The organism is Halorubrum luteum (genome assembly GCF_054652935.1).
This window is the reverse complement of sequence record NZ_BAAIGT010000002.1, coordinates 52,841-71,143: the sequence shown is the minus strand read 5'-3', so window position 1 is coordinate 71,143 and position 18,303 is coordinate 52,841. Positions and strand designations below refer to the sequence as shown.

At 67.5% G+C, this 18,303-nt stretch carries 16 protein-coding genes; 3 read left to right on the top strand and 13 right to left on the bottom strand.

Features of this window, described 5'->3' with window-relative positions:
* Window positions 1–182: 182 nt before the first annotated feature.
* Window positions 183–401 (top strand): DUF7472 family protein, encoded by a 219-nt coding sequence (locus tag ACYQ0R_RS00430; RefSeq protein WP_459820352.1) that lies wholly within the window; start codon window positions 183–185, stop codon window positions 399–401.
* An 84-nt stretch (window positions 402–485) separates the two neighbouring features.
* Here the strand turns inward: ACYQ0R_RS00430 and ACYQ0R_RS00425 are convergent, their stop codons facing one another.
* From ACYQ0R_RS00425 to ACYQ0R_RS00390, 8 genes are all read right to left on the bottom strand, one after another.
* Window positions 486–1,658 (bottom strand): DNA primase, encoded by a 1,173-nt coding sequence (locus tag ACYQ0R_RS00425; protein WP_459820351.1) that lies wholly within the window; start codon window positions 1,656–1,658, stop codon window positions 486–488.
* Window positions 1,659–1,761: 103 nt separating this feature from the next.
* The gene (locus ACYQ0R_RS00420) at window positions 1,762–2,628 is read right to left on the bottom strand and encodes an ABC transporter permease (protein WP_459820350.1); all 867 of its coding nucleotides are present in this window, start codon (window positions 2,626–2,628) and stop codon (window positions 1,762–1,764) included.
* Window positions 2,625–3,632, bottom strand: a complete 1,008-nt coding sequence (locus ACYQ0R_RS00415; protein WP_459820349.1) for an ABC transporter ATP-binding protein — start codon at window positions 3,630–3,632, stop codon at window positions 2,625–2,627. The genes ACYQ0R_RS00420 and ACYQ0R_RS00415 overlap by 4 nt, the downstream gene beginning before the upstream one ends.
* A 98-nt stretch (window positions 3,633–3,730) precedes the next feature.
* Window positions 3,731–4,384, bottom strand: coding sequence for an HVO_2922 family protein (locus ACYQ0R_RS00410; RefSeq protein ID WP_459820348.1), 654 nt, complete (start codon window positions 4,382–4,384; stop codon window positions 3,731–3,733).
* 33 nt (window positions 4,385–4,417) lie between these two features.
* The gene (locus ACYQ0R_RS00405) at window positions 4,418–5,068 is read right to left on the bottom strand and encodes a protein sorting system archaetidylserine decarboxylase (protein ID WP_459820346.1); all 651 of its coding nucleotides are present in this window, start codon (window positions 5,066–5,068) and stop codon (window positions 4,418–4,420) included.
* 3 nt (window positions 5,069–5,071) lie between these two features.
* Window positions 5,072–6,121, bottom strand: a complete 1,050-nt coding sequence (locus ACYQ0R_RS00400) for an AAA family ATPase (protein ID WP_459820345.1) — start codon at window positions 6,119–6,121, stop codon at window positions 5,072–5,074.
* A 77-nt stretch (window positions 6,122–6,198) separates the two neighbouring features.
* Entirely contained in the window at window positions 6,199–7,872 is a 1,674-nt protein-coding gene (locus ACYQ0R_RS00395; protein ID WP_459820344.1) for a GTPBP1 family GTP-binding protein, read from the bottom strand.
* A 95-nt stretch (window positions 7,873–7,967) separates the two neighbouring features.
* Window positions 7,968–10,943, bottom strand: a complete 2,976-nt coding sequence (locus tag ACYQ0R_RS00390) for a DEAD/DEAH box helicase (protein WP_459820343.1) — start codon at window positions 10,941–10,943, stop codon at window positions 7,968–7,970.
* Window positions 10,944–11,034: 91 nt separating this feature from the next.
* Between ACYQ0R_RS00390 and ACYQ0R_RS00385 the strand changes: the two genes are divergently transcribed.
* The gene (locus ACYQ0R_RS00385) at window positions 11,035–11,205 is read left to right on the top strand and encodes an HVO_0758 family zinc finger protein (protein WP_459820342.1); all 171 of its coding nucleotides are present in this window, start codon (window positions 11,035–11,037) and stop codon (window positions 11,203–11,205) included.
* A 120-nt stretch (window positions 11,206–11,325) separates the two neighbouring features.
* Here the strand turns inward: ACYQ0R_RS00385 and ACYQ0R_RS00380 are convergent, their stop codons facing one another.
* A complete protein-coding gene (locus ACYQ0R_RS00380) occupies window positions 11,326–12,465 on the bottom strand; it encodes an aldo/keto reductase (RefSeq protein ID WP_459820341.1) in 1,140 nt (379 codons plus the stop codon).
* 298 nt (window positions 12,466–12,763) lie between these two features.
* Between ACYQ0R_RS00380 and ACYQ0R_RS00375 the strand changes: the two genes are divergently transcribed.
* Window positions 12,764–13,987 carry an ABC transporter substrate-binding protein gene (locus tag ACYQ0R_RS00375; RefSeq protein WP_459820339.1) on the top strand — a complete coding sequence of 408 codons (1,224 nt, stop codon included), beginning with the start codon at window positions 12,764–12,766 and terminating at the stop codon, window positions 13,985–13,987.
* A 64-nt stretch (window positions 13,988–14,051) separates the two neighbouring features.
* On the opposite strand, the gene ACYQ0R_RS00370 is transcribed toward ACYQ0R_RS00375, so the two are convergent.
* The 4 genes from ACYQ0R_RS00370 to ACYQ0R_RS00355 are packed head-to-tail and all read right to left on the bottom strand — an operon-like array spanning window position 14,052 to window position 18,250.
* The gene (locus tag ACYQ0R_RS00370) at window positions 14,052–14,756 is read right to left on the bottom strand and encodes an ABC transporter ATP-binding protein (RefSeq protein ID WP_459820338.1); all 705 of its coding nucleotides are present in this window, start codon (window positions 14,754–14,756) and stop codon (window positions 14,052–14,054) included.
* Complete coding sequence (locus ACYQ0R_RS00365) at window positions 14,756–15,601, bottom strand: ABC transporter ATP-binding protein (protein WP_459820337.1); 846 nt, start codon at window positions 15,599–15,601, stop codon at window positions 14,756–14,758. The genes ACYQ0R_RS00370 and ACYQ0R_RS00365 overlap by 1 nt, the downstream gene beginning before the upstream one ends.
* The gene (locus ACYQ0R_RS00360) at window positions 15,594–17,150 is read right to left on the bottom strand and encodes a branched-chain amino acid ABC transporter permease (RefSeq protein WP_459820336.1); all 1,557 of its coding nucleotides are present in this window, start codon (window positions 17,148–17,150) and stop codon (window positions 15,594–15,596) included. Before ACYQ0R_RS00360 ends, ACYQ0R_RS00365 begins: the two co-directional genes overlap by 8 nt.
* On the bottom strand, window positions 17,147–18,250 hold the full coding sequence (locus tag ACYQ0R_RS00355) for a branched-chain amino acid ABC transporter permease (protein WP_459820335.1): 1,104 nt from the start codon (window positions 18,248–18,250) through the stop codon (window positions 17,147–17,149). The genes ACYQ0R_RS00360 and ACYQ0R_RS00355 overlap by 4 nt, the downstream gene beginning before the upstream one ends.
* Window positions 18,251–18,303: the final 53 nt, after the last annotated feature.

Genomic DNA, 18,303 nt, shown 5'->3' with positions numbered 1-18,303 from the left:
GTGAGGAATTTAAACACACGGCCGGATCGAACGATATTCGTCGTCTCAGGCGTGATCCAAGCGGCGTTTCGTCCGAGAATCGCCCCATTGACGATCCGACCGCGCGCCGCACGGGGCGTAGCCATCGCCGGACTGGCGGGGGCTTCGAAGTCCTTTTTTAGCGGCGACGGAAAGCCGCAGACATGGAAATCGACGCGGAGCTCCGTCGGCAGATCGCCGTCTCCATGCTGGCGGCCGCCATCTTCGTGATCGGACTGGTCGGGATCGGGGTAACCTACGGCGAGCCGACCGGACTTCCGGAGGAGGGTGCGCTGGCGCTTCTCGGACTGCTCACCGGGTTCGTCCTGTTGATGGCGCTCGTCGGGGCGTACCTCATTCGCGCGAACGACGACTCCGAGTGAACTACCCCACGACCGGGATCGTGGACTCTCGCCCGTTGTCTCTGTAGTTCGGACCGAAAACCCGGGTCCTGCGGTGGCGGGACGTCAGTCTCCCTGCTCCGCGCTTGCGACCGCCGCCGCAACGTCCGTTCGGTCCCGCCAGTCGGTCACGTCGCCGGCCGCCTCGACCCGCTGTCTGTAGTAGGTGAGCGGATCGACCGCCTCGCGCATGTGGTCGTCCTCGTTGTGACAGATGCCGTAGTTCGACAGCGTCTCGCAGGTCGGCGGTGGGTACTGGCTTCCGCGATCATCGTGGAGATACTCCGTCTGATACCGGATCCCCTCGGCGTCGAGACTCGTGTCCGCACAGAACGCGACGATCTCGTCAGGAGTCATGCCGATCCCGACCAGAAACGCCATCAGCGCGAAGCTCTCGGGGGGCGACAGCTCCACGTCGCGTTCGGCCTTCTCGATCAGGTTCCGCATGCAGGGGGCGAACAGCTCCGGTGCGACGACGTCGACCGGGCCGCCGTACGTCCGTTCGGAGAGGAGTCGCTTGAGGTCCGCGACCTGTGACTCCAGCTCCGCCGCGATCCCCTCGTCGGCGTTCAGCTCGAACGGCAACCCCTTGCGGACCCGTTCCTCGACGGCCGCCTCCAGCGCGTCGAGCAGCTCCGCCCGCGCCAGTTTCACCTCGCCGTGTGCCAGCTCGCGGTTGACGAGCCGCCACGACGGCCCCCACGACGGCGACGTGAGCCGCAGGTACGGACCGACGGACATCCAGTACCTGTCGGGGTCACGGTCTCCGGGTCCGCTGCTGGCGACTGCGAGGCCGGGGTGGGAGCTGCCGTCAGCAGCCGCCGGTCGGATGGCTCCGTCGAGATCGAACTCGGCGAGCACGTCGTCGAGCTCGACCGCCGGCGTCGGCAGCGACCGGAGTCCGTCGTCGCGCTCGAAGTCCGCACGGAACCGCTCGGCCGCGGTGGCCGCCTCGGCGGCCGCGTACTTCTCGATCGCCGAGGTGGAGTCGAGCAGCGAGACGAGGATCCGCGCGATCGGGTACGACAACAGCTCCGCCCGCACGTCGTACGCCGACGAGCCGAACTCGCCAGTGTCGGACTCGACGGTTCCCTCCATCAGCGCGCGCTCGACGCGCTCGCGTGCCCGCTCGACCGCCGGCGCGTTCGTCGCGACCAGCTCCGGCAGCGAGACGGCCGCTTCAGCGACGGCGTCGCGGGCGGCCTCGAAGAACGGATACTTGGCGTGGAGCGCGTCCATGTCGGTCCCCAGTAGAGAGGGGGCGCGAATAAGCGGTGTGGTTGCTCGGAGACGGCCGTCGTACGAGCGCAGTTCCTCGATGAACTCGGCGTTGATCGGTCGTTCAATCGGTCAGTCCGTAGCCGCGTTTGAACATGGCGACGTCGACCGTGATCGCGACGGCGGTCATCCCCGAGAGGACGGCCAGCGAGAACTGCGGGTCGACCTCGGCGACGCCGAGGAACCCGTACCGGACACCGTTCACCATGTACACCATGGGGTTTAACAGTGAGACGTCGCGCAACAGCGGCGTGAGATCCTCAAGCGAGTAAAACACCGCCCCGAAGAACACGAGCGGACGGAGGATGAACTGGTTCATCACGGTGAGATGGTCGAAGTCGTGCGCGACGAGCCCGCCGACCACGCCGAGACTCGAGAACAGAAGCGTGATGACGACCAGGAACGCGATCAGATACAGCGGCTCTTCCACCGGCACCGGCTGATACAGTCCGGAGATGATCCCCCAGCCGAGCGCGGCGATCAGCACGCCGACGAGAAGCCCGCGGGTCGCCGCCGAGAGGACGTACGCCCACACCATGTTCGTGTACGACAGCGGCGAGGTGAGCACCTCGTGGATGTACTCGTTCCATCGGCCGTGGAAGATCGAGAAGGAGGCGTTCTCGAAGCTGTTCGACACCGCGCCGAGGACGATCAGACCCGGAAGTATAAAAAGGATGTACGGCACGTCGGCGATCGTCCCGACCCGCTCGCCGAGGATCACGCCGAACACGGAGAAGTACAGCACGTTCGTGATGAACGGAGGCGCGAACGTGTTCGTCGGTCGACGGAGGAACCGGAGGATCTCCCGTTTCGTCAGCGTGACGAACCCGGTGAGACCGACCGTCCTGGCGTCGACCGTACGCCCCCCGTCAGTCCGGCTACCGTCGTCGTTCGTTCGTCCGTCATCGCTCACCCGTCCATCGTCGCTCATGCGTCCCCCTCCGATCCGCCGTCGGCAACGATCGAGGGTGCGTCTCCGTCCGCCGCCGAGCCGCCGGTGTCCTCCTCGTGGCGGGTCATCTCCACGAACACCTCCTCGAGGGAGGTGCGCTGGATCTCCAGGTCGACGATCTCGAAGCCGGCCTCGTCGAGCGCGCGGACGAGATCGGGCGCGACGAGTCCGCCCTGTCGCGCCGTGACGGTGAGCCGGTCGTCCGCGAGCGACAGCTCCTCGATGCGGTCGTCCGCAGCGACCCCCGGCGGCAGACCGGCCGTCGATTCGGGCGGCTCGCGCAGCCGAACGACGACGTGGTCCGCGCCGCGGTCCATCAGCTCGTCCGGCGAGGCGACGGTGAGCACTCGCCCCTCGTCGAGTATCGCCACCTCGTCGCAGAGCCGCTCTGCCTCCTCGATGTAGTGAGTCGTCAGCAGGACGGTGGTTCCCTGGTCGTTGAGCTCGGTGACGAGGTCCCACAGATCCCGTCTGAGCTGCACGTCGACCCCGGCTGACGGCTCGTCGAGGATGAGCAGATCCGGGTCGGTGACGAGCGCTCGTGCGAGCATGAATCGGCGTTTCATCCCGCCGGAGAGCCAGTCGAACCGGGTGTTTCGCTTGTCGTGGATCCCGACCCGCTTGAGCGCCCGGTCCGCGCGCTCGGCGGCGACGTCGTGAGACACGCCGTGATACCCCGCCTTGTGCTCTAACACCTCGTGGATCGGGAAGAACCGGTCGACGTTGAACTCCTGTGGCGCGAGTCCGATCCGGTCGCGAGCCTGCCGATAGTCGTCCTCGACGTCGTGACCGAACACCCGGGCGGAGCCGCCGGACGCTCGAACCAGTCCGACGAGAACGTTGATGAACGTCGTTTTCCCCGCGCCGTTCGGTCCGAGCAGCCCGAAGAAGGAACCCTCCGGCACCGTGAGCGAGACGCCCTCGAGCGCGTCGACGTCCCCGTAGCTCTTCCGGAGGTTCTCGACCTCCAGTGCGTTCGTCATTGCAGGACCGACGCCGTGGCCGGGGTTAAACCGCACGAACCCGGCGGATCCTCGAAACCGTCAGACTCTCGGCCGACGGAGCCGGCGCTGTGGCGTTCCTACTTCTCCGTCTCTTCGACGGCCGCGCCGGGCGCGTTCGACTGCACGCTTCGCAGTCCCTGCTTCGCCTTCTGTTTCGAGGCGTACCCCTGTCCGCCGTCGGCGATGATGTTCCCGTTATCGTGCACGAGTCGCCAGCGCCACTTCCCCTCGGCGTCGTCGAACAGCTCGAACGTGGCGTTGCTCCCACCCGCCTCGGGCGCGTCTTCCTCCCTCGACTCGTCGACGACGTGCGCGCCGGGCGCGTTTCGCTTGACGCTCTCGAGCCCGTTCTCGGCGTTCTCCTTGGAGGCGTACCCCTCCCCGCCGTCGGCGATGATGTTCCCGTTATCGTGGACGAGCCGCCACCGCCACTGTTCGGCCGCGTCCTCGTACAGCTCGAACGTTGCCTTGCTCGCGGCCGCGTCGGTGTCGACGTCACCCTCCGTTTCGGGCCACTCCATCTCGACGCCGAGACGGACCGAGCCGTCGTCGCCGCGCTCGACCTCGACGGCAAGCTCGGGGTCGGCGGCCGGATCGACGGTGACCGTCCCGGCCTCGTCGGCCGGAACCGGCTCTCCCCGTCCGAGCGCGTCGGCGATCCGGCGGAAGTACGTGGCGATGGCTTGACGGCTCCTCGACCGTTTCTCCTCGTGGATCGTTTCGTCGGACATACACGTGAGCCGTCGTCCGGAGGGCGGTTAACTCTACTTCCGATCGTCGGGACGCGCCGCGATGATCGTCTCACCGGCGCGCACGTCGTCCCCCTCGCGGACGAGTAGGTCCTCGCGCCCGACATCGGGGGGGAACACGATGTCGGCACGCGAACCGAACGAGACGTACCCCACCCGGTCGCCGCGCTCGACCCGGTCGCCCGGCTCGACGGACGGGTGGATCCGGCGCGCGAACCAGCCGGCGATGACGAGCAGCTCGTACTCGCCGAAGTCGATCGCCACCTGCTCGTTGCGGTCGGACTCCTTGTCGAAGGCGGGGCGGTTCGCACCCGGCCGGTGTCGGACGTCCCGCACCGCCCCGGCGAGCGGCGCGCGGTTGACGTGGACGTCGGTGACGTTCATGAACACGCCGACCCGGAGGCGTGACCCTTCCTCGCGAACGACCGAAACCGTGCCGTCCGCGGGCGAGACGACGCCCGTTGCGGGTGGATCACGCTCCGGATCGCGGTGAAACCAGAGCGTGCCGAGCGCGACCAGAAGCAGCGCGACCCCGAGCGGCGGGAGGAACGGGAGCGTCACGGCAGCCGCGAGCGCGGGATACAGCGCCAGCCGCCAGCCGCCGTCGACGACCGGAAACGGAAGCACGCTCGCGAGCGGCGGTCGGCGGGAGCGGAGCGTCGCCATCGGCTACGCCTCCACGGGGTCGCGGAACGCCGGTCGCAGCTCGGTTCGTCCCGCCGCCCACGCCGCGAGCAGGTGAGTGAGATGGAGCCTGTCGTCGAGCCCCTCGGTGAGATCGAGGTCCGCCTCCCCGGCGAGCCGGTGGAGGCGAGCGAGGTCGTCACCGCCGTACTCCGAGCCCGAGCGTGCGACGCGAAGCGTCTCGCGGAGCAGGTCGCCGCCGTCGTACCCCCCTTCGTCGAGCAGGTCGTCGAGCGTCTTTCGCGCCGTCTTCAACTCGCCGCTGCGCGCCGCGGCGAGCGCTTCCCGGATCGCGTCGTCGTCGCCGACATCGCCGAGCGTCTCGTACGCGGTCGACATGGTGATCTCGCCCGATTCGACGGCCGTCGTCTGCGCGGAGAGGATCGCCCGTCGGAGGTCGCCGCCGGCCGCGCTGGCGACGAACTCCAGCCCATCCGCCTCGTAGGCGACGTCCTCGCGGGTACAGATCGTCTCGAGCACGTCGATCGTCTCGTCGGTCGTCGGAGAGCGGACCTGCACCGGGAAGCAACGCGAGCGGATCGGCGCGATCAGCTTCGATGGCTGTCGGGTCGTGATCACGAACTGCGTCGTCCGATGGTGTTTTTCCATCACGCGCCGGAGCGCCTGCTGGAAGTCCTCGCGGATCGCCTCGGCGTTGTCGAGCAGGATCGTCTTGTACGTGCCCGACATCGGCGCGTACGCCGCGGACTCTTTGAGCACGTGGTTGACCATGTCGCGTTTCGCCATCCGGCTCCGTCCCGCGAGAAACCCCTCGAAACGGGGATCCGTCCGGATCTCCTTTTTACTCCGGTCGAAGAAGTCGGCGACGTTGATCTCGATCAGGTCGTTGTCCGGGTCGGCGTGCGACGCCCGGGCGAGCGCCCGGGTCGCCGCGGTCTTGCCCACGCCGGGCGGCCCCTGCACGACGAGGTTCATCGGTTCGTCGACGGCCCGTCGGAGGCGGTCGCGGGCGTCGTCCTGTCGGATCTCTCCGAGTTCGGGAGCGTGCGTGTCCGTCCACAGCGGTCCGTCCATCGTCGATCCCTCGGGCCCGCTCGCTGAAGAATCGGTCGGTCCGGTCCCCGCCATCCGAACGGCTCCGGGCCGGTTCCTCACGAGTCGGATACACGCGACTCGGACGTGTCGGGCCCTTCCGGATCGACGTCGACGACGGTACCGACGCCTTTCGAGCTCCCTTCCCGGAAGACGAACCGCTGTCCCTCCTCGACGAGATACGGTCTGAACTTGAACCGAACGCGCGTGCGGCCGGTGTCGCCGGGGAGGAGCTGACCGCCCTCCGGCGAGAACACCGCCGCCTCCGAGAGCGTCTCCAGATGGACGACGGGCTCGTACCCGTCGCGGATCCGGGTGGGATGGTTGAGCACCATCGCCTCGGCCTCGAACTCCCGGACCGGGTTGACCTCCGCGTCCCGCGGGACGAGCGCCATGCCGCGTTCGATCGCCGCCTCGTCGACGCCTTTGAGCGCGATGCCGACGATCCGGCCCGCAGTCGCCTTGTCGACCCGATGGTAGTGCATCTCGATCGACCGCACCTCCACCTCGCTGAACGAGCCGTCGGGCATCGGACCGAGCAGCAGCTCGTCTCCCCGCTCGACGGTGCCGGAGTTCACCGTCCCGGAGGCGACCGCGCCGACGCCGGTCACCTTGTAGCTGCGGTCGACGTACATCCGGAACGTCTCGCGTTCGGGGGTCGCACGCTTGGGGAGCGAGGCGAACAGCCGGTCGAGCTCGTCGATCCCCTCCTTGGTGACCGCACTGGTTCGGAGGAGCGGCACGACGCCGTCACCGACCTCCGCGACCGCGACGTCGACGCCGTGGCGGTCGACCAGAAGTGGCGTCTGGCCCGCGTCGCGAAGCATCGACTCCACCTCGCGTTCGACCGCGGCGAGCCGCTCGTCGGTCACCGCGTCCGCCTTCGTGACCGCGACGATCGTCGGGAGCTCGGTCGCGAGGAGGATGCCGAGATGCTCGCGGGTCGTCTTCGTCGGCCCGTCGTCGGCGGCGACGACGAGGAGTCCGTAGTCGAGCTTCTGACCGACCAGCCCGCGGATCGTCGTACGGAGCCACGGCTCGTGACCGACCGTGTCGACGAACGACACGAGGCGATCGGCCGCCTCGACGACGCCAGCACGGTCGCTTTTGCGGTGTGGGTTATCCATCCGAATCGGGTCGACGCCGGCGGAGTCGTCGTCGACGAAGCCGTAGACGGCGTACGAGAGATCCGCCGAGAGCCCCCGCTCGACCTCGTGGGGCTGAACGTCGAGGAAGCCACGGGTGCCGCCCTGTCCGTCGTCGGCACGGCCGGTGACGAGCGTGCCGACGAGCGTCGATTTCCCGTGGTCGACGTGACCCGCGGTGCCGACGACGAGGTGATCGTCGTCCGCCTCGAACATGCCACCTTCACGGAGCGTTGCGAGCCCGACGAGCCCTTCACGGTCGCCGTTGCCGGCGGAGCCGGCGCTCCACGTCTCGACGTCCGCGATGTGGGCGTCCGCCTCCTCGGCGAGCAGCGAGAGGACGTCCATCGTCTCGGCGAAGGCGTCCGGTGCGACGCCCGCCAGCCCGCCGTCGTCGGTGACGCCGAGCACGTACGTCGCCTCCCCGTCACCGGAGAGGATCCGGTGTCGGAGCTGGGCGACGAGCGACTCCATCCGGCCCTCCGAGAGGTGCATTTCACGGGTGAGCCGTTCCTTGAACTCGATCGCGCCGCCGTCGCGCTCGCCACGCTCGATGGCCCGCCGCAACGCGGACCGGTCAGCGCTCATGAACGGTCGTAGGCGATAGCGATGTATAACCGTTTTCGTGCGGATGGTACACGTACACACACGTTCCGGACAGAGAGGCGGTCAGATCTCCGAGATCACTCCCAAAACGACTGTGTGCGGGCGTACTCGCGCTCTTGTGCGAGCACGTCGCGGTAGAACTCCGTCTCGTCCTCTCGGAGCTTGTTGATGATCCGGGCGGCGTTGTGCGGACCGACGCCGCGGGCGGCCATCGCGATCACCGCCTGTTTGCCGTGGCTCTGCACGAGGCTGGCCGCGCGATGGGCACGCTCGGTCAGTCGCTCCTGCTCGTCGTCCTTCTCCGCGGCGCGGACGGCCGCGACGGTCTCCTCGTCCCACGGGTTCAGCGAGGCGATCCGTGTCGAGCCGCAGTCGGGACACTCCGGCTGCTCGCGGACGCGACGCACCTTCGTCGTTCGTTTCCAGTCGCGACAGTGCAGACACAGGAGGATCACGCGATCGTCAAGGATCCGCTGTTTCACCGTCTCTATCACGCTCGCATCGGCGTTCTCCGGAACGAGAAACTCCGTTCCCGACGAGCGCCCGGCGGTGCCAAGCGGCGTGCGCTCGCGGGCGGTCGCCAGCTCGAGCTGTTCCGATCGGACCCGTTCGAGCACGGTCGCCGTCTCCGGAACGTCGAGATCGGCGTGGAACACTTCCCGGAGCGCCTCCTCGTAGACGGGGGTGTCCGCTAACGCCGCGAGCAGCCGATCCCCGCCGAACCGTCCACGCCCCTCGCGGTAGCGTTTGATCGTCCCGAACTTCGCGGCGACCTGCGCGAGCGTGAACTTCAGCGTGTCGGAGTTTTTCACGGCGAGCTCCAGATACGACGCGAGATGGTCCGGGTCCGTCGTCTCGAGAATCTCGACGAACACGCCGAGGTCGACGCCGGACGGGACCTCGAAGCTGATCCGGTACGGGTCGACCTCCATTCCCACGGAGGAGCCGGTCCGCTGCCCGACGAGCGCCGCGAGCAGCCGCGCGAGCGTCTCGTTGACCTCGTGGCCAAACGCCGCGTTCACCGCCACGGTTCGGGCCTGCCCTTCCAGCACGATCCGCTCGTCGGTGGGCACCGGATGGCCGGCCTCGACGTGGGACTCGACCGTCGCCAGCGCCGCGGCGACCGTTCGGCGGTCGACGGGGTAGCGGTCGGTTAGCTCCGACGCGACCGCCTCGCGGGTGCTGCCGGCGGTCAGCGCCGCGGCCGCCTCGCCGCGGATCCGGCCGACCTCCTCTGCGACGGGTTTCGGGACGGGGATCTCCTGGCCGACCCACGAGGGGACCTCGCCGGCCGGGTCCGCGATCGGCGTGACGGTCACGCGCTCCTCCTCGTCGTCAACCTCCGTGATCCGCCACATCTCGCCGCGCTGGACGAACGTCTCGCCCGGCCCGGCGAAGTTGACGACGAACCGCTCGTCGAGGGTGCCGATCCCGCGCCGCGAGGAGAGGTCGTACACCTCGTACGTCGACTCGTCGGGGATCATCGAGAGGTTCGCGTAAAAGTACTGCCACGTACCACCGGATTTCTCCAGGGTGTCCGACTCCTCGTCGAGCCACAGCAGATGGTTCCCGTCGAGCTCGCGAACCACCTCCTGGAACGCCGGCTCGGAGAGCTCCCGGAACGGGTACGCGCTCGTCACCGTCTCGTACACCTCGCGGGCGTGGATCTCTCCGTCGTCCATCACGAGGCCGACGACCTGATTCGCGACGGTGTCGAGGCTCCCGTGGTGGATGCTCGCGGACTCGACGAGCCCCGCCTCGGCCCGCCGGGCGATCGCCATCGACTCCAGCGTGTCGTCGCCGCCCTGGGTAACGACGGTCCCCGAAGACACCAGATCGCGGCGGTGGCCAGCTCGTCCCACCCGCTGGAGCAGGCGGGCGACCTCGCGGGGGCTGCCGTACTGGACCACGTGGTCGACGCTGCCCACGTCGATGCCGAGCTCCATCGAGGAGGTGCAGACGAGTCCGTCGATCGCCCCGCATTTGAATCGATCCTCGACGTCGACGCGGACGTCCGTCGAAAGGGAGCCGTGATGGACCTCGATCTCGACGACGCCGGCGTCGTCATCGGTCGCGTCATCGGCGTTGTTCTCACCGTCCGGATCGTGACCGACCGCCTCGCCGGCCGCGTCCCGGTCGCGGTCCGCCAGCGTCTTGAATCGCGACCCCAGCGCCTCGGCGGTCTGTCGCGTGTTGACGAAGATCAGCGTCGACTCGTGGTCGGCGACCAGCTCGCGGATCGCTCGAACGTGACTGGCGACGCTCTCGTCGACGGCAAGCTCGCCGGCGAGCCGCGAGTCTCGGTCGGTTATCTCCGGGTCGACGACGCGGACGTCCGTACGCGTTCCGGCGTCGACTTCGATCACCTCGAACTCCCGGTCGCCATCCCGGTCGGGATCGCGTCGCCCGCAGCCGACGAGGAACCGACCGACCTCCTCGGGCGACCCGACGGTCGCGGAGAGCCCGATCCGCTGGAACGGGCCCGCGACCCGCCGGAGCCGTTCCAGTCCGACGGTGAGCTGTGCGCCCCGCTTGGCGGACGCGAGCTCGTGGACCTCGTCGACGACGACGTGGGACACGTCCGCGAGCGCCACCCGCATCTTCGACCCCGTGAGAATCGCCTGAAGCGTCTCCGGCGTCGTGATCAACACGTCCGGCGGGTCGTCCGCCTGTTTGCTCCGCTCGTACTGCGTGGTGTCACCGTGACGAACCGCCACGTCGACGTCCAGCCGATCACCCCACCACTCCAGCCGGTCCATCATATCGCGGTTGAGCGCGCGCAGCGGCGTAACGTACAGCGCCGAGATTCCGGCGTTTGGCGGGTCGCCAGGGGCGTCACGAGCCTCCACGAGGGCGTCGAGGACGGGGAGCATCGCCGTCTCCGTTTTCCCGCTGCCCGTGGGCGCGAGCACGAGGGCGTTCCGACCGGCGGCGATCGGGGGGATCGCCTTCCGCTGGGGCTCCGTCGGCGTCTCGAACCCGCGCTCCGAGAGCGCCGCCCGCACCGTCGCTCCGAGGTGCGTGAACGCGTCCATTCCCGCCGGTTCCGACATCGACCGCGCTAGGACGGTGAGCCGATTAAGCTCGTCGGACGGTACGACCACTGTCGGGGTTTTTATACCACCTCGCGATCAACACCGGCGTATGAAATCAACGAGGAAAGCGCTGCGTGATGGCGACCTGTTTAAGGACACCTACGAGCGGCTCAACTGCGCTGCCTGCGAGATGGTTCTTAAAAAGCGGGACGATCCCGACGAGGTGTTCGCGGTCCGTATCTGCCCCGAGTGCGGCACCGAGTACAAGGATCTCCGGTAACGACTGCGTCGCTGTGCCCCATCCCCCCAGTTGGTCTCCTTGTCACCCACGAACGATCTCCTTGTCACCCACGAACGATCTCCTTGTCACCCACGAACGATCTCCTTCTCGCCCGTCCGTTCACTCGAAGATCGCGTCGAACGCACCCGCACCGAGCGGATCGAAGGTGCCAGCGGCGACGTTCTCGCGGACGTGTTCGACGTCGCTCGCACCGACGAGCGAACAGGTGACGCCCGGCGCGCTCCGCGCGAAGTTGAGCGCGCGCTGTGCGGGCGTCTCGCCGGCGAGTTCGGCGTCGACCGCGTCGGGAATCGCACCCGATGTCGCGAGCTCACCCTGCGCGATGCTCGCGCTCGTGAACACCGAGATCCCGGACTCGTGGGCGAACTCCAGCGTCGACGCCGCGGTATCGGTCGCCGCGGCCACCCCCGATTCGCCGTCGCGGACCGGCCGACCGGGCTGCTGGTTCGCTCGCGTGAACGCGTCAGCCATGACGACGTTGAACGGAAGCTGGATCGCCTCGAACCCGTGGTCGTCGTCCGGGCCGACGGCCCGCCCTGCCGCCTCCGCCCGCACGAGCACCTCGGGCAGCGAAAGGTATCGTTCCGCGTCGGGTGAGACCCGGAAGCCGTCCCACGTCGCGACGCCGTACCGACCGATGTCGCCCGCCAGACGCCGACGCTCCAGTCGCTCGAACGCGGACTCGATCGCGTCGTAGACGGCCGGTCGATCGCGCTCGGCCAGCTGCGTCTCGGGGTTATGGAGGTAGTAGCAGTCGATCGTCTCGAGTCCGAGCCGCTCGAGCGACCGGTCGAGGGACCACTCCACGTACTCGGGAGTGAGACAATGGCTCCCGGCGACGAGGTCGTCGAGACCCACGATCCCGGCGTCGAGAAACCGCTCGCGGACGTACGCGGCCGGGTCGTCCGGACGGCGGCCGTCGAACGGGAGAAACCCGCCCTTGGTCGCGACGACGACCGCGTCGCGGTCGACCGCCGACTCGCGGACCGCCTCGCCGACGATTCGCTCCGACCGGCCACACCGGTAGTTGACCGCCGTGTCGACGACGTTGACTCCCGACCGGAGCGCGAGATCGACGGCCGTCCGATAGGCGTCGTCGACCGCGTCGGTCGGAGCACCGAGATACGTCCCCAGCCCGACGCTGGAGATCACGCCCGGACCGAACCGGCGGAAGTACGTCCGTCCGAACGCGTCGCCGAACTCGTTGCGGTAGTTCCAGAGTGCCTCCCGGGTGGCCATCGATACCCGCGTTTGCCGGTGGACGAATATAAGATGCGTGCGCTCCGGAGTGCTGGTGATCCGGGACGGGTGGAGCAACGGAACGGTGATTCGGGACGGGTGGAGCAACGGAAGCGTCTCCGGGCCCGTCCGCGCCCGAGTCGAGTCGCGGTACGTTCGGAGGCAAAAACCGGCAGTCGATCTGTCGATCCCGGAAGCGTAACCGGGCTGGACTGCGCGGTTCGGAGCCGATTCACCCCGATCGGTTGCCGGTCCAGCGAAGCCATTATATATGTGCCGTTCCGTCGATCGCCTGAGTATGTCTCACAAGCTCAACAGACGAACGGTCCTGAAGGGTCTCGGAGCCGCGGGTGTGACCGCCGGAATCGCGGGCTGTGCCGACGACGACAACGGCGAGGCGGACGCAATGGTCGGCGTGCTCCAGCCGGCGACCGGCGACCTCGGCGATCTCGGATCGCCGATCCAGGACGCCGGTGCGCTCCCGGGCCTCCAGCTCGAAGACGAGGGCGTCCCGTACGAGATCGACATTCGGCGGGAGGACACGGAGACGGAGCCGGAAGTCGGGATCGAGCGCGCGCAGGCGCTCGTCGACGCCGGCTATCCGTCGATCACGGGTGCGGCCTCGTCCGGCGTGACGATCGCCGTCGCACAGGACATCTACCTGCCGGAGGAGGTCGTCGGGATCTCCCCGGCGAGTACGTCGCCGGACATCACCGACATCGAGGGTCGATACCTGCTGCGGACGTGCCCGACCGACGCCCTCCAGGGCGTCGCCGCGGCGAACCTCGCGTACGAGGATCGTGGACTCGAGACGGCGTCGACGTTCTACCTCAACAACGACTACGGGGAGGGGCTCAACGACTCGTTCGTCGCGAACTTCGAGGACGTCGGCGGCGAGGTGTTCGAGGAGTCAGCGTTCGAGGCCGAGCAGCCGTCGTACGACTCCGAGCTGGAGGTCGTCCTCGGCGACGATCCCGACCTGCTGTACGTCGTCGGCTACCCGGACAGCGGCGAGCAGATCTTCCGGGACTTCTACGAGAACTTCGACGCCGACGACACGGTCGTGATGGTCGCCGACGGGATGCAGAGCAACTCCCTCCCGGGCGACGTCGACAACCCCATGGAGAACGTGATCGGCACCGCGCCCGCCGCGGTCGGTCCGGACCGCGAGACGTTCGACGAGCTGTACGAGGCGGAGTACGGTCGGGATCCCGGCGTGTTCAACGCCCAAGCGTACGACGCGACCGCCGTCCACCTGCTCGCACAGTTCCGGGCCGACGAGCTCTCGGGCCCCGCGGTCGCCGACGAGGTCCGCGAGGTGGCCAACCCCGGCGGTGAGGTCGTCACGCCGTCGACGCTCGCGGACGGCCTCGAGATGGCCGCCGACGGCGAGGAGATCCAGTATCAGGGCGCGTCCAGCGAAATCGTCTTCGACGAGAACGGCGATCTTGACGCGGCGACGTTCGACATCTTCGAGTTCGACATGGACGGCTACACCGTCACCGAACAGTTCGAGCTGTAGCCGGACCGGACGGTCACCGAGCGATCTCGGAGCAGACTGCGAATTTTTCAAAACGCGCGTCCGACTACCCGCCGAGGAAGTCCTGTCGCACCTGTTCGTTCGCGAGCAGCGCGTCCCCGGCGTCCTCGTATCGGTTCTGTCCCTGCACGAGCACGTATCCGCGGTCACACCGCCGGAGCGCCTCCTTGGCGTTCTGTTCGACCATCAGGATCGCGGTGCCGTCGTCGTTGATCGTGTCGATGCGGTCGAACATCTCGTCGACCAAGTCGGGCGCGAGTCCGGCACTCGGCTCGTCGAGCATCAGGAGGTCGGGATCGAGCATCAGCGCCCGTCCCATCGCGAGCATCTGTTGTTGACCGCCACTCATCGTGCCCGCCTTCTGCGTTTTCCGCTCTTCGAGGATCGGGAATCGGTCGAACACCCGGCGAACGCGCTCCTGTGGAACGTCGTCGAGGATGTACGCGCCCATCTCGAGATTCTCCATCACCGACAGCGACGGGAACACGTTGTCGCTCTGCGGGACGTAGCCGATCCCGGTTCGGATGATATCTTCGGGTCGACGGTTGCTTATCTCCTCGCCGTCGAACGTTATCGTCCCGCCCATGAACGTCGTCAGCCCGAAGATCGACTTCATCACCGTCGATTTTCCTGCCCCGTTTGGCCCGACGATCGTGACGTACTCGCCGTCGTCGACGGCGAGGTCGACTCCCTCGAGGATCTGGAGGTCGCCGTACCCCGCATCGAGATCGGCGACGTCGAGCAGCGCCATCAGATATCACCCCCGAGGTACGCCTCGATCACCTGCTCGTTCCGCTTGATCTCCGCGGGCGGTCCGCGTGCCAGCACTTCGCCCTGATGCATCACGACCACGCGTTCGCAGTGTTCCATGATCACGTCCATATCGTGTTCGACCAACAGGAAACTGTACCCCTCCTCGCGGAGGTCGTGGATCCGGTCGAGCAGCTTCGTTTCGAGCGACGGGTTCACGCCCGCCATCGGCTCGTCCAAAAGCAGCATCTCCGGATCCGTCGAGAGCGCGCGGGCAAGCTCGAGCAGCTTCCGCTGGCCGCCGGACAGCGTTCCGGCGTACTCCTCGGCGAGGTGGTCGATCTCGAAGAACTCCAGCGTCTCCCAGGCCCGCTCGCGAAGCTCTTCCTCCTGTTCGACGACCTCGTCGCGAGCGACCGGCGCGACCGACCGCCACAGCGACTCGCCGAGCTGGCCTTTCGGACCGAGCATCACGTTCTCTAACACCGTCATCTCGGGCAGCTCGCGGGCGATCTGGAACGTCCGAACGAGCCCCCGGTTTGCGATCCGCTCGGGGCTCTCACCGGTGATGTCGTCGCCGTCGAACACGACGGAGCCGCCGTCAGGTCGGTGAACGCCGGTGATGCAGTTGAACGTCGTCGACTTCCCGGCCCCGTTCGGTCCGATCAGCCCGGTTATCGATCCGCGCTCGACCGTGAAGCTCGCGCCGTCGACCGCGACGATACCGCCGAACCGTTTCTCGAGTCCGTTGACCTGCAGGACCGGGTCGTCCGCGTCGATCGCGTCGCCCGATGCCCCTGCCGTCGCCGTCTCGGTCGGTTCGTCGACGCCCGGCGAGCTACTCATCGGACTCACCTCCGGTGCGCCGCGAGAGATCCGTCGCGGCGGCGATCTCCTTGCGGTCGCCCAGCAGTCCCTCGGGACGGTAGATCATGAGAATCACGAGCACGACGCCGATGATCACCCACCGGATCTCGTCGAGGCTCCCGACGAGATACCCCACGAGCGGCATCGGGTCGAGCGCGGCAAGTTCGACGAACGCATCGTAGATCGTCTGTGGCGACCGGATGTCGAGGTTCGAACGGAGGATCGTCCGGACGAACCGCGGTCCCTCCCAGAGGAACGCGGCGAAGACGAAGCCGCCGAGCACGCTGCCGGTGTTCGACCCCGAGCCCCCGACGATCAGCGCGACGAAGATGTAGAACGTCACGATCGGCATGAAGCTCTCGGGGGTCACGAGCGACCGGCTCCCGATCCAGAGGATGCCGGCGAGCCCCATCAGCGCACAGCCGAGGGTGAACACCTTGATCTTCGCCAGCTGCGTGTTTTTGCCCAGCGACCGCGCGACGATCTCGTCCTCCCGGATCGCCTTGAGCACGCGTCCGAACGGCGAGCGAGCGATCCGGTACAGCAGGAGGTAAAAAAGCAGCACGAACGTAATGATCACGAGCGCGTACAACAGTCGGTTGACGATCGACTGGGAGACGCCGACGAGTTCGCCGATCCCGTACAACACGTCACCGACCATCGCGATCACGGAGAACTCGAGCAGCCACGGCACGACGGTGTCGACCGGCGTGTAGCGGATCCCGCTGCCACCGCCGGTCCCATAGACCCGTTCGCCGACCTCGATCTGCCGGAGCGTGCCCGACGTGATCGACAGCCGAACGATCTCCGAGAATCCGAGCGTGATGATCGCGAAGTAGTCCGCCCGGACCCGCAGCGCGGGCAACGCGATCACCGCGCCGACGAGGCCGGCCGCGATCGTCCCGCCGACCACGCCGACGGGGATCGGCAGGCCGAATCCGGCCGGAGTGCCGGTCGGATCCGCGGTGAGGATCGCCATCGTGTACACGCCGACCGCCATGAAGCCGGCGACGCCGATGTTGAACAGCCCGGTGTACCCCCAGTGGAGGTTCAACGCGAGCGTGAGCAGCGCGAACACCGCCGCGAAAAACGTCACCGTCTGCAAGAATCCGACCGTCTCGTTCACCGACACGCCGGTGAGGACCCCGAGCAGTCCGAACGCGACGTACGTCACGAGCATCGCCACGACGATGAGAAGCAGGTCGCGCTTCCAGCCGAACGACTCCGTATCGACGAGTACACCGACCCGGTCCAAGAGTCCACCGACGACCCCGACCTCGCCGTCGTCTCTGTCGATGTCGGCAGCGCCGCCGACGGTATCGGAGTCGTCTCGGTCGGTGGCGTCTCGGTCGGTGGCGTCTCGGTCGGTGGCGTCTCGGTCGGTGGCGTCTCGGTCGGTGGCGTCTCGGTCGGTGGCGTCTCGGTCGGTGGCGTCTCGGTCGGTGGCGTCTCGGTCGGTGGCGTCTCGGTCGGTGGCGTCTCGGTCGGTGGCGTCACCGGGATCCCCGCGTTCACTATCGTCGGTCATGCCGTTTCAACACCTCCGAACAGCCCGTCCGGTTTGAAGATCAGTACGAGGATCATCAGCGTGAACGCGGCGACCTCGTTGAGGTCCGAGGGAATCCAGACCAACGAGAGATTGATCGTGACCCCGATGACGAGCGATCCGGCGAGCGCGCCGTATATCGACCCGATGCCGCCGAGGATCACCGCCGCGAACACCAGAAGGAGGAGGAACCAGCCGAGGTTGATCGTGATCTGCGAGCGGTCCAACACGATCAGATAGCCGGCGACGCCGGCAAGCCCCGACCCGATGATCCACGTCGCCGTGATCACGCGCTCGGTGGAGATGCCGGTCACCATCGCGAGGTCGCGATTGTCCGACATCGCCCGCATCGACTTGCCGAGCTTCGTGTACTGTAAGAGTAGATGCACGGCGACGATCAACACGAGCGCGGAGACCACGAGGGTGATTTCGTGGAGATTCACCCGCTCGATCGGGAGCCACGCCGGCTCCCAGAACGGGGCCGACGCGACGACGCCTCGGGTGTCCTGAGTGTACACGATCGCGATGATGTACCGAAGCGCCAACGCGACGCCGACGCTCGCGATGAGCAGCGTGATCCCGCCAGCCTCACGGAGCTTCTTATAGACGACCCGGTCGATCGCCAAGGCGATCAGGATGGTGACGACCGCGGCCGCGACGACGCCGACCACGATCGCTAGCGGCGAGCCGAGAACGCTCATCTCCAGCGCCCCTGCCTGTGCGCCGCCGTCGGCGTCGAGCAGGAGACGGCTCCCGAGTCCCGCTGCGCCGATCCCGCCGAGAAGGTACGCGACCGTCCATCCGCCGAACGCTCCGACCGTCAACAGCTCGCCGTGTGCGAAGTTGGCGAATCGAAGAATGCTGTACGTCATCGACAGTCCGATCGCCGCCAACCCGATGTACAGCGAGTCGACGAAACCGTTCCACAGAAGCGACGAGAGCTGTGACGGCGCGAGCTCGCCGACGACGACGCGTCGGACCAGATCGAGTGCCAACACGCCGATCATCGCGACGAGGACGAAGCCGAAAAGCTCCTGTAATGTGGGATTAGTGATACGATCCCGCAGCCGTGATACGTTCATTCGTCACACGATACCGGTCGGGGTGCCATATAGTTCACGCTCACGACCGGTGT

What these genes read in the sequence shown, in the direction of transcription:
- ACYQ0R_RS00430 (WP_459820352.1), top strand. Translation starts at nt 183, where the DNA reads ATGGAAATCGACGCGGAGCTCCGTCGGCAGATCGCCGTCTCCATGCTG.
- ACYQ0R_RS00425 (WP_459820351.1), bottom strand. Translation starts at nt 1,658, where the DNA reads ATGGACGCGCTCCACGCCAAGTATCCGTTCTTCGAGGCCGCCCGCGAC.
- ACYQ0R_RS00420 (WP_459820350.1), bottom strand. Translation starts at nt 2,628, where the DNA reads ATGAGCGACGATGGACGGGTGAGCGATGACGGACGAACGAACGACGAC.
- ACYQ0R_RS00415 (WP_459820349.1), bottom strand. Translation starts at nt 3,632, where the DNA reads ATGACGAACGCACTGGAGGTCGAGAACCTCCGGAAGAGCTACGGGGAC.
- ACYQ0R_RS00410 (WP_459820348.1), bottom strand. Translation starts at nt 4,384, where the DNA reads ATGTCCGACGAAACGATCCACGAGGAGAAACGGTCGAGGAGCCGTCAA.
- ACYQ0R_RS00405 (WP_459820346.1), bottom strand. Translation starts at nt 5,068, where the DNA reads ATGGCGACGCTCCGCTCCCGCCGACCGCCGCTCGCGAGCGTGCTTCCG.
- ACYQ0R_RS00400 (WP_459820345.1), bottom strand. Translation starts at nt 6,121, where the DNA reads ATGGACGGACCGCTGTGGACGGACACGCACGCTCCCGAACTCGGAGAG.
- ACYQ0R_RS00395 (WP_459820344.1), bottom strand. Translation starts at nt 7,872, where the DNA reads ATGAGCGCTGACCGGTCCGCGTTGCGGCGGGCCATCGAGCGTGGCGAG.
- ACYQ0R_RS00390 (WP_459820343.1), bottom strand. Translation starts at nt 10,943, where the DNA reads ATGTCGGAACCGGCGGGAATGGACGCGTTCACGCACCTCGGAGCGACG.
- ACYQ0R_RS00385 (WP_459820342.1), top strand. Translation starts at nt 11,035, where the DNA reads ATGAAATCAACGAGGAAAGCGCTGCGTGATGGCGACCTGTTTAAGGAC.
- ACYQ0R_RS00380 (WP_459820341.1), bottom strand. Translation starts at nt 12,465, where the DNA reads ATGGCCACCCGGGAGGCACTCTGGAACTACCGCAACGAGTTCGGCGAC.
- ACYQ0R_RS00375 (WP_459820339.1), top strand. Translation starts at nt 12,764, where the DNA reads ATGTCTCACAAGCTCAACAGACGAACGGTCCTGAAGGGTCTCGGAGCC.
- ACYQ0R_RS00370 (WP_459820338.1), bottom strand. Translation starts at nt 14,756, where the DNA reads ATGGCGCTGCTCGACGTCGCCGATCTCGATGCGGGGTACGGCGACCTC.
- ACYQ0R_RS00365 (WP_459820337.1), bottom strand. Translation starts at nt 15,601, where the DNA reads ATGAGTAGCTCGCCGGGCGTCGACGAACCGACCGAGACGGCGACGGCA.
- ACYQ0R_RS00360 (WP_459820336.1), bottom strand. Translation starts at nt 17,150, where the DNA reads ATGACCGACGATAGTGAACGCGGGGATCCCGGTGACGCCACCGACCGA.
- ACYQ0R_RS00355 (WP_459820335.1), bottom strand. Translation starts at nt 18,250, where the DNA reads ATGAACGTATCACGGCTGCGGGATCGTATCACTAATCCCACATTACAG.